This is a genomic window from Halovivax gelatinilyticus, assembly GCF_024300625.1.
Lineage (GTDB): Archaea > Halobacteriota > Halobacteria > Halobacteriales > Natrialbaceae > Halovivax > Halovivax gelatinilyticus.
Genome location: NZ_CP101322.1, coordinates 1,022,077 through 1,034,522 on the forward strand (window position 1 = coordinate 1,022,077; position 12,446 = coordinate 1,034,522).

The following is a 12,446-nucleotide window of genomic DNA, read 5'->3' on the forward strand; positions in this document are numbered from 1 at the left end:
GGTTAGTACAGACTCCTGATCTGTTCTGCGAGGTCGCTCTCGATCTCGTCGATGAACGACTCGAACGCATCGGCCGTTCCCATCCGGTTCAGCCGCGGTGCAGCGTCGACCTCCTGGATCTCGTCGACCGGGACGCCGGCGTCGAGCGCACGGAACGCCTCGTCGTTGAACGTCTTGATCGCCTGCAACATCCGGTAGGTCTTCTCCGGCGCGGAGTACATGTCCACGTCGTGGAACGCGTTCTGCTGGAGCCAGGCCTCGCGGAGGTAGCGAGCGACCTCCAGGGTGAGCTGCTGGTCTTCCGGCAGCGCGTCCTTACCGACGAGCTGGACGATCTCCTGGAGTTCGGCCTCCTCGTCGAGCGTGTCGATACCCCACTGGCGAACCTCCGGCCAGTCCTCGGCGACGTTCTCTTCGAACCACGGATCGAGTTGCTGACGGTACAGCGAGTACGACTCGTTCCAGTTGATCGCCGGGAAGTGGCGTCGTTCGGCCAGGTCGGCGTCGAGCGCCCAGAACGTCTTGACGATCCGGAGCGTGTTCTGCGTGACCGGCTCGGAGAAGTCCCCGCCGGGCGGACTGACCGCCCCGATGACCGAGATCGATCCCTGATCGCCGTTTTGCAGCTCGAACAGTCCCGCACGCTCGTAGAACTCGGAGAGGCGGGCCGCCAGGTAGGCCGGGTAGCCCTCCTCGCCGGGCATCTCCTCGAGTCGCGAGGAGATTTCGCGCATCGCCTCGGCCCACCGCGATGTGGAGTCGGCCATCAGCGCGACGTCGTAGCCCATGTCGCGGAAGTACTCCGCGATCGTGATCCCCGTGTAGATACACGATTCGCGGGCCGCGACGGGCATGTTCGAGGTGTTCGCGATGAGACAGGTCCGGTCCATCAGCGGCTTGCCCGTCTTCGGATCCTCGAGTTCCGGGAAGTCTTCGATCACTTCCGTCATCTCGTTACCGCGCTCGCCACAGCCGACGTAGACGACGATGTCGGCGTCGGCCCACTTCGCCAGCGAGTGCTGCGTGACGGTCTTTCCGGAGCCGAACGGACCCGGAATCGCCGCCGTCCCACCTTTCGCGATGGGGAACAGACCGTCGAGAATCCGCTGTCCGGAGACGAGCGGAATCGTCGGCGTCTGCTTTTCGGCCGCCGGACGAGCCCGGCGAACCGGCCACTCCTGGCGCATCGCGATCTCCTCGCCGGAGTCGAGCTCGGCGACGACCTCCTCGACCGTGAACTCGCCCGTCTCGATCGAGGTGACCTCGCCGCCCTCGTAGGTCGGTGGCACGAGGACGCGGTGGGTGATGCTCTCCGTCTCGGGAACCTCTCCGATGACGTCGCCGGGTTCGACGACGTCACCCTCCTCGACGGTGGCGGTAAACTCCCACTTGCGCTCTAGGTCGATGCCCGGCGCGTCGACCCCGCGGTCGAGAAACGCCGACTGCATCTTCTCTTCTAACTCGTCGAGCGGACGCTGAACGCCGTCGTAGATGGAGTTCAGCAGTCCCGGTCCGAGGTCGACGCTGAGCGGGTCGCCCGTGTTCTCGACGGGCTCTCCGGGACCGACCCCGGAGGTCTCCTCGTAGACCTGGATCGTTGTGAGGTTGCCTTCGATCTCGATGACCTCTCCCATCAGCCCTTCGTCGCCGACGTAGACGACGTCGTTCATCCGGGCGTCGAGGTCCGTGGCGGTCACGACGGGACCGCTCACGCTTTCGATTATACCGTCTTCTTCGACGGTCTCCGTGTCTGTTGCCTGACTCATATTACTCGTCCTCCATCAGGTCGATCCCGATCGCGCGTTTGATCTGCTCGCGCAGGCCGCTTCCGCCGGTTCCGCTGCCGATCGTGACGACGACCGGTTCGACGCTCGTCTCGACGCGCTGGCGGACCCCGCGCGAGAGGTGAGAGACGTCGTCGTCGGCCATCACGACGATGCCGACGCCGTCGTCGTCGAGGACGGTCTCGACGGCACCGTCCAGTTCGTCCGCCTTCTCGTCTTCCTGGACGTTCTCGAAGCGTCTGACGCCGGCAAGACGGAATCCGGTCGTAAAGTCCGCGCTGCCGACGACGGCGATTTCCTGGCTCATAGTACCACCAGTTCGGTTTCGATCTCCTCCTCGGAGAGGCCGACCTCGCGACCGCGGGCGATCGCGCGGATGTTCTCGACCTCCCGTTCTTTCGCGAGAATGTACGAGAGCACCGCCGATACCGACACCGGGTAGATGCTCGACAGCCGGTCCGAGTACGCGAGCAACGCCGCGTCGAGGGCGTGCTCGAACTGGATGAGACTGTCCGCCTCTCGGAGCCGGTCGAGCGCGCTCGAGAGTCGCTTGCCGTAGCGTGCGTCCTCGGTGATGTGCGTCACGAGGGCATCGCGGTCGTTGACCAGCCGGCGAAGCTCGGCTTCGGTGAACAGTTCGCCACCGCCGATGTAGAACTCGGCCGGTTCGATGTCCGCGCCGCTGCGTGCGAGCCGGAGCGCGTTCCGGGCGTTCCGGAAGTCGATCTCGGCCTGCAGGAACTCTACGTACATCGCCTCGGGGCCCTCCTGCGGGCGACCCAGGTCGGCGAGCAGCCGCTCGTAGAACGCGCGGTCGAGTGCGTTTTCGAGCGGGACCAGCGCGCCGGATTCGGCGTACTCCTCGTAGGCGGCCGTCAGCGGCTCGTAGAAGATCGTGCGATTCAACATCTCGATCGCGTCTTCGATCTCGTCGACCTCGACGAGCCGGTCTAACAGCGCGTCGTCGAGTTCGCCCGCGCGGATGAGGTCCGTCTGGATCTCTTCGGGCGACGTCTCGGTGTAGATGCCGCGGATGATCGTCTTGATATTCCAGACGTCGAACTTGCGCAGGTAGCGAGCGATCAGGTCGTACAACCTGCCTTCCGACCAGTCGAGTAAGTCGTCGAAGTGCTTTGCAAGATTTCGATTCAGCGCGTACTCGATCAGGTCGACGCCCGAAAATCGCGTCCCGAGCTCGTTGATCTCGGTCTCGTACTCGCGCTCTTCCATGAACCGGGCGATGGCGCTCGGGCCCATCCGGACCAGCTTCCGGTAGTCCTCGTCGGCGAGCAGCGACGCTCGGCGGGACCGGACGCGGGCGTTTACGAACTCCGGATTCTGCGCACTCGTGCTCATTGCTCGAACAGTCTCTCGCTTATCTCGCGGAGGTTGTCCTCCCAGACGTCCTCGAGGATCGAGTCGAACGTGTTGTTGACTCGAACGCGCGATCCCTCGCTCTCGACGACCACGCCGCCGAGACAGTCGTACTCGCCGGCGAACTCGTAGCCGTCGTACTCGTCGATAATCGACGCGATGAGGTCTCGGTCCTCGGCGCGTCCGTAGACGGAGACGGCGTCGTCCGACTCGTACTCCTCGCTTGCAGCCGAAAGCAGCGACCGGGTCAGCGATTCGCGCGTCTCGCCGTCGAGCTCTGCGAGTTCGGTCTCGACCGACTCGCGTACGTCACCCAGCACGTCGCGTCGCGCTTCGAGGCGCTCTTGCTTGGCCTCGAGTTGTGCGCTGGAGAGTCGCTGCTCGCGCAGCTGTTCGACCTCGCGTTCGGCCTCTTGCTCGGCCGTCTCGCGGATCTGGGCGGCGTCTTCCTCGGCGTCGGCTACGATCTCGTCGGCGCGGCGCTCGCCCTCCTCGCGGATCTCCTCCGCACGCGCGTGGGCTTCCTCTCGAATGTCCTCTACGACAGTATCCAAACTCATTGTAAACGGTCGCTCAGACCAGGAAGATGACGACGATGGCGAAGATGACGAGCGTCTCCGGCAGCACCGTCATAACGATACCCGGAACGAACATGTCGCGGTCCTCGGCGATGGCGCCGACGGACGCGGCACCGATACCGCGCTCCGCGTAGCCCGAACCGAGGGCGGCGAGGCCGACCGCGATCGCGGCGGCCGCCGCGGCCATGTTCTCGGAGACTTCGACGTCAAATTCGTTCGCCTCAGCAGCTTCCAGTGCGATACTCGCCATCTCGGGTAGGTTTTCGATCATGGTTGAATGAACTCCGTAGGTTCAACTGGCTGTGAACAGTCGTATCTGACGCTGGACCCCCCATAAATCCCTCGAAAGAATTCGACATAGCTAAGCTGGTGTGCCAGATTTCGGCCGATTCTGGCGTCAGCTAGCGAACGGTTTCGTGCAGAACGCGACCGGATCGAATCGACCGCCCGCTCGGTTCGGCCGGACTAGTCGGCCGCCTGCGGCGCGCCGTCGCCGCCGAACGGCTCGTACTCCTCGCCGCTGCCGTCGTAGAACTTCTGGAAGAACTCGACGTACTCCAGACGGAGCATCTGAATGCCCGCGGCGGTGATCCCCAGCAGCAAGACCAGGATGTGGCCAAGCACGAAGACGACGATCGCCCCGACGATCGCGATCGCCGAGAGCAGCAGCCCGTCACCTGCGTGGATCAACCCGACGAACTCCGGCGAGAGTTCGGCGTACTCGTAGCCCGAGATATCCTCGATGTGGAGTCCGGGGTAGTTGAAGTACGTGTAGCCGGCCTCGGTCTCGTAGGCTCCGAAAACGAGGAGGTTGACGGCGAACGCCATCCCACCCTTCGCGAGCAAGACCGCGACCATTCGCAGGTACGAGAGGACGTGTCCGAACGCGTTGGCCGGAATCTCGAAGATTCCCGCGATTCCCTCGCCGATGCCGACCATCACGCTCCCGACCAGCAACATCGCGATTCCGACGATGCCGACGATCTCGGGGAGACCGGCGAAGCCGAGCGCGAAGTTCTGCGTCTCGTAGAGCACCGCACCCTCCTGCGTACCGGTGAGGAAGTCGGGCTTCACTCCAGACGCCGCCAGGTCGTCGGGCAGGAAGCCGATGCCGTGGTCGAAGCTCCCGGCGTCTTCGTGAGCGAAGATCCAGATGAACAGGCCGTTCATCGCGAGGATCCACGAGAGCTTCTCGTAGACGGCCGCCTTCAGGCCGTGGTTGAGTTCGTTGACGAAGCCCATGACGAGCCCGATGTTGAGGTGGACGATCCCGAACAGGATGCTCAGGACGATCCACAACAGCGCCCAGTCGCCGAGCTGGAGTCCCTTCGAGAGGACGCCCGCGCCCGGCAAGAACCCGAGTCCGACGTCGGACATGTGTATGCCGAAGACGTCGTCGTACAGGTAGCCGAAGATGACCGTGAAGACGCCGGCCCAGATCCCGATGGTACCGAGCGCCCGCCCGGCATCGGAATCGAAGCCGCGGTACATCGCGTACCCCATGGCCATGTAGAGTAGTCCGTACCCGATATCACCGATCATGAATCCGAAGGCGAACGGGTAGGTGAGGAAGATGAGGAGGGTGGGATCGAGCTCGTTGTAGCTCGGCTGGTTCACCATCCGAACCATCATCTCGAACGGCTTGGCCGGTTTGAGGTTGTCGAGGACGACCGGTGGCTCGTCGTCCATCGTGACGGCCCCGCCAGCCCCGGCCGCGGCGGCCGAGTTGGTTCCGCCGTCGGTCGCTTTGGGCGGTTCGGCCTCGTCGTCTTCGACCTGACGCTTCGAGACGGCCGTCGCGCCGTGTTTGTCGTCTTCGTACCGGTCGCCCTCGTCGGCGTGGCCGTCGTGGCCGTGCTCGCGGTATTCGGCGATCTCGATCTCTTCGATCTCGACGCGCTGGCCGACGGCGTCGCGAAGTCGCGTCTCGAGTTCGTCGAACGTGGCTGCCGGGATCCAGCCCTCGGCGACGAACGCCCGCTCGGTCGTCGCGAAGCGAAGCGGCGCCTCCGCACGTTCGACGTCGATCGAGAGTTCGATTTCGATCGCACGCAAGAACGGCCCGGTTTCGGTCGCGATCTCGTCTACGTCCATCTCGATGTCGTCGAGCGCGGTCGTGAGTTCACCCCGGCGCGACTCGAGTTCCTCGAGGTAGGCGCCCGGCGTCTCGTCGACGTCGGGGACGTTGTAGTTCGTAAATTCGACGCTGACCAGCGCGTCGGCGATCAGGCCGTCGGTGTCGGCCGCCCGCGGTCGTCCGTCGGAACTGGGAGCGGCGGCAATCGCGACGACGTCGCCGCCGACGAACGTTTCGTAGGCTTCGACGGCGTCGGCCGCTTCCAGTGCGGCCTCGATCGCCGCTGGGTCACCCTCGCCCACGACGAGGTCGATGCTCTCGTAGCCCGAGAGGAGCTCGAGGTCGATACCGAGCTCGGCGAACGGCGCTAGCCGGTCGATTCGCTCTTCGACCCGACGGAGCTCCTCGCGCGTCTCGCTTCGCTCGTCGTCGAGGTCGTTGACGCGGACGCGTAATTGCTCGAGGCGCTCCTCCCAGTCGTCGGCGAGCGTCTCCTGCGGATCGACCTCGTCGGGGTCGACGCCCAGGGTACTTTCTAACGCACGGACGGTGACGAGTTTCTCCGAGGCGGCGTCGGCCCCCTCGATCGGATTTCCGTTGTCGAAGCCGTCCCAGGAGCCGTCGTAATCGGAGAGGTGGACGAGTCCGAGTTCGTGAAGTGTCTCGATGACGTCGGGCATGACGGCCCGCGAGCCCGTCACCGAGACCTTCGCCATCTGCTCAGGTCTGAGCATCGACGTCCTCCTGGAACAGGGTTACGACGTGTTCTGTCACCTCGTCGACCTGCTCTCGCGCGCGGTCGGCGAGGGCCTCCCGCTCGGCCTCGCCCTCGCGGAGGATGCGCTCACACTCGGCGTCGATTTCGTCCCGGGCGTCTTCGAGGCGCGCTTGCCTGTGTTCGCGCGCGTCCTCCTCTGCCTCGGAGCGGATCTCCTCGGCACGCACCCGGGCCTCGGCGATGCGGTCGTCACGATCTGTCTCCGCCTGGGAGACGATCTCGTCGGCCTCAACTTCCGCCGACTGTATCCGGTCGAGAACCTCTGGCCTCGGCATAGTCGAATCGTCCAAAAGTTGGCGAGGCGCCGTATAAGGTAGTTGCGAAAGCCGCTCGCTCGATATGACGAAAAAATTTCACCACGCGCGGCGTGGTTCGGGGCCGTCTCCAATCGCCATCGATCAGCAGACATATTGCCCAGGCGAATACACTCTCGGTCAATGGGACTCCTGGAGAACAAGGCGCGAGCCCGCCTCTTCTATAAGTATCTCTCGAGGGTGTACGATCGGGTCAACCCGTTCATCTGGAACGAAGAGATGCGCGCGGAGGCGCTCTCGTTGCTCTCGTTTCCCGAGGACGCGACGGTCCTGGACGTCGGCTGTGGTACCGGATTCGGGACGGCCGGGTTGCTCGAACACGTCGATCACGTCTACGCGCTCGATCAAAGCCCACACCAGCTGGAGAAAGCCTACGCGAAGTTCGGTAAACAGGGACCGGTTTCGTTCCACCTGGGCGACGCCGAACGGCTCCCGTTCGCCTCGAACACGTTCGACGTCGTCTGGTCGTCCGGATCGATCGAGTACTGGCCCCGGCCGGTCCGCACGCTCCGTGAGTTCCGTCGCGTACTCGTTCCCGGTGGGCAAGTGCTCGTCGTCGGCCCGAACAACCCGAACAACACCGTCGTGCGGAAACTCGCGAACGCGATCATGCTCTTTTACGATGCCGAGGAAGCCGACCGCATGTTCGACGCCGCCGGCTTCGAGGACGTCGATCACACCCTCATGGGACCGTCCTACGATCCCGACATCGCGATCACCACGGTCGGGCGCGCACCCGAGTAGGACCCGTCGCCGTCGGTTTGCAGTCACATCGCAGTTGGTTCGACCTTACGCCGCGGTCGTTTCGAGTCTGGCGATCACCGCGCCGTTAGTCGTCATCGTCACGACGACGCGATCACCGGCCTCGATCGACGGCGCGTTCGTCGACGCGACGCGAACCCCCGCCGTTTGGCCCGCTCGCCAGCGAGGGTCGGCCTCCGCGTTGAACGGCCCCGTCGGACCGCCACGGAAGCCGTCCGCGGCGAAGAACGGAACCGGCGGCTGATACGTCAGCGACTCCCCCTCGACGGCGACGTGAACGTCGAGATCACGAACGTCGAGTGAGTCTCCATGCCGGTGCTCGAGTTCGATCACACCGGAATCGCTCTCAACCGTCAGTTCGATGGCGGCCCGGGGCGGCGGCTCGCCCGGGTCGATCGAGGTGACGGCGATGGCGACGACGCCGCCGAGACAGACGGTGAGCGCGAGCAGGAGTACGACGCCGACGACCGGCGCGATCGAGCGAGTGTCGTCGAGGGGCACGGTCCGTCTGGCTGCGCCCTCCTATTTCAACTCGCGGGTCGAATCGCTCGTTGCGCACCGACGAGACGGCCCGAACTGCCGAAAAACGTGGTCGTCGTTCGCGATGTCAACCGATGTCGTCGATCGTCATCGTCCCGGCGTCCGTCTCGATCACCAGTTCGTACGCGGCGGGCGGTTCGACGATCCACGCCTCGCCAGCATCTAGTTCGGCCACCGGCTGTTCGTCGATCAGAACCGTTCCGTCGAGCGGATCACCGGTCGCGCCGTCACGAACGGTTAGTTTGAGGAGTTCATCGCCCGGCGTTCCGTTTACCGAGACGTTCAGGTCGCCCTCCTCCCACGTTCCGCGGTCGATCTGTGGGAGGTCGTTCAGGTTCAACTGTTGGTTCTCCCTGAAGATCTCACCGGTACCGCCGTCGAGGTACGAGAGAAGGGTACCCTGTGCGTGTACCCGTTCGAGCCGATAGAGCTGTATCGAGGGGTGACCGTTGATGGTGTAGGTCCCTTCCTCGGTCGCCCAAGGATACGCCTCTTCGAACTGGTCGATCTCGGAGACGTCGTCGCCATCGAACTGGTTGGGTAACGAGAGATCTCGATTGTCAAAGCGCACAGCCTCGCGAATGTAGGTGCTCCGATCGATCGACCCGAGTACGGCGCCGGATTCGGTGACCTGTATCACCGTGGTATCCATCTGGTCGACGCCGGAGATCGTGTCGTAGACGTTCGATCGAACCGGACCCTGATAGACGCCGAGGTGATTGTCCGGCGTCCGGGGAATAATCGACGTTCCGTCGACGTCGCCGGAGAGATCGGAGAGGTGGAAGAAGTGAGAGACCAGCGCCGCAGCCTCTCGATCGTGCCTTGCTACCGTCCGGAGCAGTTGATCCGCCGACTCGTCTCCGGTCGCGACGGATTCGACCGCCCTCGCTTCGCGGGCTTCGAGTTCGTCGATCCGTTCGTATAACCGATCTTCGAGATCCTCGAGCAAGTGTGCGCGCCGAGTCTCGGAGAGGTCGTCCCAGTGGTAGTCGGCTTCGTGGATGGTCCACTCGTTTCGCATGGTATCGTCGTGGGACGCGAGCGTGGTTCCGAGATCCGGACCGGGCGTCGTGTACGTCGTTTCAGCCGGATCGTCGAGCCCGAGACGGGCCGCCGTTCCGTCGTCTTCGGGCTGGATCGCCGGCTGAACGGTCGGCGAAATGTCGTCGACCGCCGGCGTGTCAGCGGTCGGATCGGCTGTCGCGATCGCCATCGTCAGGAGGGAGGTGACGAGGAGGGCGGCGATCGCGACGGAGAGCGCGGACCTCATCGATCACTGGATTTCGACCCCAGGTACAAAAACCAGTCGCCATCACATCCAGCCGACATTCGACCCGGTCAGTCACCCATTACCGAGTCACGTACGCCGGACCTGTCAGCGATGGTGCGTCGATCCGAGCGGTGCAATCTGAGAAACAGACTCACACAGACCCACGAGGACTGACAACGAGCGGCGTCTGTCGGCCGTTCGTGTAAAATCCTCGTATGGAAAGGGTTTTTTGACCCCGGCACGCACCGAAACACAGTAATGCGGGTCCAATCGGCCCTCCTGATCGCGCTCACCGCCTCCCTCCTGTGTCTCGGGGCCCACGGCGCCGTCACCGCGACGGCAGACGCCCCCGGTGAGTCCGGTCCCCAGGATATCAGAATCGAGCTGTCTGCCAACGGTGATACGACGTGGTCGGTAGAACACCATTACGTCCTCGAAGAGGACGAGATCGACCGGTTCGAAGCCTTCGCCGACGAGGTGCGAACCGGTCAACGAGAGGTAGCGAACTACCACGCCACCTTCGAGAACTTCCACGCACACGCCGAATCCGGAACGGATCGAGAGATGAGCGTCGATGACGCCGGCTGGGACGATCCAGCAATCCGGACGATCGACGAAGTCGACGCCTTCGACGCCACGGAGGAGTACCCGGAGAACGCGACGGTCGGCACCCTCACGTTCAGCGTCACCATCACCAACTTCGCGGATACCGACGACGGCTACCTATCGGTCCAAGACGCTTTGCTCACCGCCGACGGAGAGCCGTGGATCGGCCATCTGGACTCGAACCAGCGACTTCACCTACACGCACCGCCGGACCACGACTTCGTGACGGCCCCGCACGGAATCGACAACGCCACGCTCACCTGGGATGGCGGCCAGGAATTAAACGCCGACGAGTTCGACGTCGTCCTCGTCGACCGCTCCGGCGTGAACGACCTCTCCTGGCTGCTCGTCCTCGGTGGCGGCGTCCTCGTGCTCGCGATCGCCGGCGCGCTGTGGTACGGCCGAACCTATCGGACCGACTGGAACGAACCGCTTCCATCCTGGTTCAGCGCGGACGAATCGACGACCGAACCGACCGACAACCGAGACGGGAGCGACCGGCCCGACCGGGCCCCTCCCGCCGTCGTCGCGAGCGACTCCGGATCGACGCCCGAAGACGTCGAACCCGAACTCCTGAGCGACGAAGAGCGCGTCACCCACATGCTGGAAGAACACGGCGGTCGCATGAAGCAGGCCGCGATCGTCAAAGAGACCGGCTGGTCGAACGCCAAGGTCTCGCAACTGTTAAGCAAGATGGACGACGACGACGATATCGATAAACTCCGTATCGGACGCGAGAACCTCATCACCCTCCCCGACGTCGATCCGACGGACGGAGAGTGAGTCTTCAGGTTCACCGAGATTCCGCGGGACCCGATTTCTTCAGGTGCCTCCCGACGGCACAACCGCTCGCCCAACAGTCTCGACCAATAAAGCCGCTCACTCGCCCGCTCGTTCGCGCCGGACTACGCCAGCGGCGTCCGTTCGACTACCTGCCACGTGCACCTTTTTCGCGTCCGGTTCGCTCCGCTCACCCTCCGCCAAAAATCTGCACCAAAAAAGCCGCTCACTCGCCCCGCTCGTTCGCGGTATTACGCGAGCGGCGTCCGTTCGACTACTTGTCCGTCGTACGTCGGGTACTACTCGCACGCGACCTTTTTCCGCTCGGGTCGCACCTGCGGCGCCGACCACTCGCGCAAAAATCTCGACCAAAAAACCGCTCACTCGCGTCCTCGTTCGCGGTATTACGCGAGCGGCGTCCGTTCGACTACTTGTCCGTCGTACGTCGGGTACTGTTCGACGATCTCGCCGTCGGTTACGTCGCCCTCGTCGATCATCTCTTCTAGGAGCCACCAGGCGACCTCGACGTGGTCCGACTTGACCGTGTAGAACTCTTCGGGCACGCCGAGTTCGACGAACCGTTCGGGGTCCGCTCGCGTCTTGCCGTAGACGAGCGTTCCGTCGTCGGTGACGTCGTCGAACTCGCGGCGAATCTGGCGGGCCATCCGCTTGAGTCTGCGGCGGTGCTGGGCGGCGTCTTTGAAGACGGACGTACAGAAGTACACCTTCGGATGATCGCCCATCTCGGCGAGTATGGTGTCGCGGTCGGTTTCGACGGCGCTCATGTGATTTTCCTTGAGTTCGTATCCCTCGGCCTGCATCCGCCGGTAGTTGCCCTGGGACATCTCGAACTCGTTTACGTTACAAAAGTCAGCCGCCCCTTCGTCCAGAAAGTCCAGAAACTCCGGTTCGGAGCGGATGCCGGGAATCTCGAACGCCGGGGTGAGACCCTCCTCGCGGGCCACGTAGAGGATCTCCTCCCACTCGGTGCCGTGGAGGTCGCCCCACAGCTCTAACGGCGGGTGAAACCGGATCTCGTCGAGTCCCGCTTCGGCGAGCCGTCGCATGTTCTCCCGGCCGCCGGTGATGCCGGTGTAGAGGTGCGTGTGGTGGTCGGCGCCGAACTCGTCTTTCAGCAGCGACAGGTAGTGACAGGTCCGTTCGAGTGCCTCCTGGGGCTCGCCGCCGGTGATCGACGTCCCGAGAGCGTCCATGCGATGAGCCTCTTCGAGAACGTCCGCGTCCGACTCGACGAGGCGCTCGTTCGCGTAGACGTCGGTGACGTTCTTGCGATTCTCGCCGAGCGGGCAATAAAAGCAGTCGCGCTGGTCGCAGTAGCCGTAGACGAACAGCACCATCTTGCCGCCTTTCGCGCACTGCTCACAGCCCTTCGAGATCATTCGATACCCCTGGTTACGGCCGCGCGGGCAAAAACGACACGCATTGGACCTGCTCTCGCATCGTACCGGATTTGCCATCGCATCGAACCCGATCTGCGCTCGCGACGGGACCGACGATACTGGAGTCGTCGACGCTGACAGTCTCCCCGAAGACGGATATACGCGGCGACCGTACCCGGAGTC

Annotated in this window: 12 protein-coding genes; 2 read left to right on the forward strand and 10 right to left on the reverse strand. The window is 63.9% G+C overall.

Annotated features, from left to right (window positions below; translation table 11 throughout):
• Positions 1–2: 2 nt before the first annotated feature.
• The 7 genes from NKH31_RS04930 to ahaH form a co-directional block, all read right to left on the reverse strand.
• Entirely contained in the window at positions 3–1,766 is a 1,764-nt protein-coding gene (locus tag NKH31_RS04930; RefSeq protein ID WP_254864032.1) for an ATP synthase subunit A, read from the reverse strand.
• Position 1,767: 1 nt separating this feature from the next.
• Positions 1,768–2,091 (reverse strand): V-type ATP synthase subunit F, encoded by a 324-nt coding sequence (locus NKH31_RS04935; protein ID WP_254864033.1) that lies wholly within the window; start codon positions 2,089–2,091, stop codon positions 1,768–1,770.
• Entirely contained in the window at positions 2,088–3,140 is a 1,053-nt protein-coding gene (locus NKH31_RS04940) for a V-type ATP synthase subunit C (protein WP_254864034.1), read from the reverse strand. The genes NKH31_RS04935 and NKH31_RS04940 overlap by 4 nt, the downstream gene beginning before the upstream one ends.
• A complete protein-coding gene (locus NKH31_RS04945) occupies positions 3,137–3,718 on the reverse strand; it encodes a V-type ATP synthase subunit E (RefSeq protein WP_254864035.1) in 582 nt (193 codons plus the stop codon). The genes NKH31_RS04940 and NKH31_RS04945 overlap by 4 nt, the downstream gene beginning before the upstream one ends.
• A 13-nt stretch (positions 3,719–3,731) precedes the next feature.
• Positions 3,732–4,007, reverse strand: coding sequence for a hypothetical protein (locus NKH31_RS04950; RefSeq protein WP_254864036.1), 276 nt, complete (start codon positions 4,005–4,007; stop codon positions 3,732–3,734).
• Positions 4,008–4,201: 194 nt separating this feature from the next.
• Positions 4,202–6,547, reverse strand: a complete 2,346-nt coding sequence (locus NKH31_RS04955; protein WP_254864037.1) for a V-type ATP synthase subunit I — start codon at positions 6,545–6,547, stop codon at positions 4,202–4,204.
• Positions 6,534–6,866, reverse strand: coding sequence for an ATP synthase archaeal subunit H (ahaH, locus tag NKH31_RS04960; protein WP_254864038.1), 333 nt, complete (start codon positions 6,864–6,866; stop codon positions 6,534–6,536). Before ahaH ends, NKH31_RS04955 begins: the two co-directional genes overlap by 14 nt.
• A gap of 162 nt (positions 6,867–7,028) precedes the next feature.
• Between ahaH and NKH31_RS04965 the strand changes: the two genes are divergently transcribed.
• On the forward strand, positions 7,029–7,649 hold the full coding sequence (locus tag NKH31_RS04965) for a methyltransferase domain-containing protein (protein ID WP_254864039.1): 621 nt from the start codon (positions 7,029–7,031) through the stop codon (positions 7,647–7,649).
• A 45-nt stretch (positions 7,650–7,694) separates the two neighbouring features.
• Here NKH31_RS04965 and NKH31_RS04970 read toward each other — a convergent pair whose 3' ends face one another.
• Complete coding sequence (locus NKH31_RS04970; RefSeq protein WP_254864040.1) at positions 7,695–8,168, reverse strand: type IV pilin domain-containing protein; 474 nt, start codon at positions 8,166–8,168, stop codon at positions 7,695–7,697.
• A 106-nt stretch (positions 8,169–8,274) separates the two neighbouring features.
• Positions 8,275–9,477, reverse strand: coding sequence for a DUF7096 domain-containing protein (locus tag NKH31_RS04975; RefSeq protein ID WP_254864041.1), 1,203 nt, complete (start codon positions 9,475–9,477; stop codon positions 8,275–8,277).
• Positions 9,478–9,735: 258 nt separating this feature from the next.
• Here NKH31_RS04975 and NKH31_RS04980 point away from each other — a divergent pair, with 258 nt between their 5' ends.
• The gene (locus NKH31_RS04980) at positions 9,736–10,866 is read left to right on the forward strand and encodes a helix-turn-helix transcriptional regulator (RefSeq protein WP_254864042.1); all 1,131 of its coding nucleotides are present in this window, start codon (positions 9,736–9,738) and stop codon (positions 10,864–10,866) included.
• Positions 10,867–11,267: 401 nt separating this feature from the next.
• Here NKH31_RS04980 and NKH31_RS04985 read toward each other — a convergent pair whose 3' ends face one another.
• The gene (locus NKH31_RS04985; protein WP_254864043.1) at positions 11,268–12,263 is read right to left on the reverse strand and encodes a radical SAM protein; all 996 of its coding nucleotides are present in this window, start codon (positions 12,261–12,263) and stop codon (positions 11,268–11,270) included.
• Between the last annotated feature and the right edge of the window lie 183 nt (positions 12,264–12,446).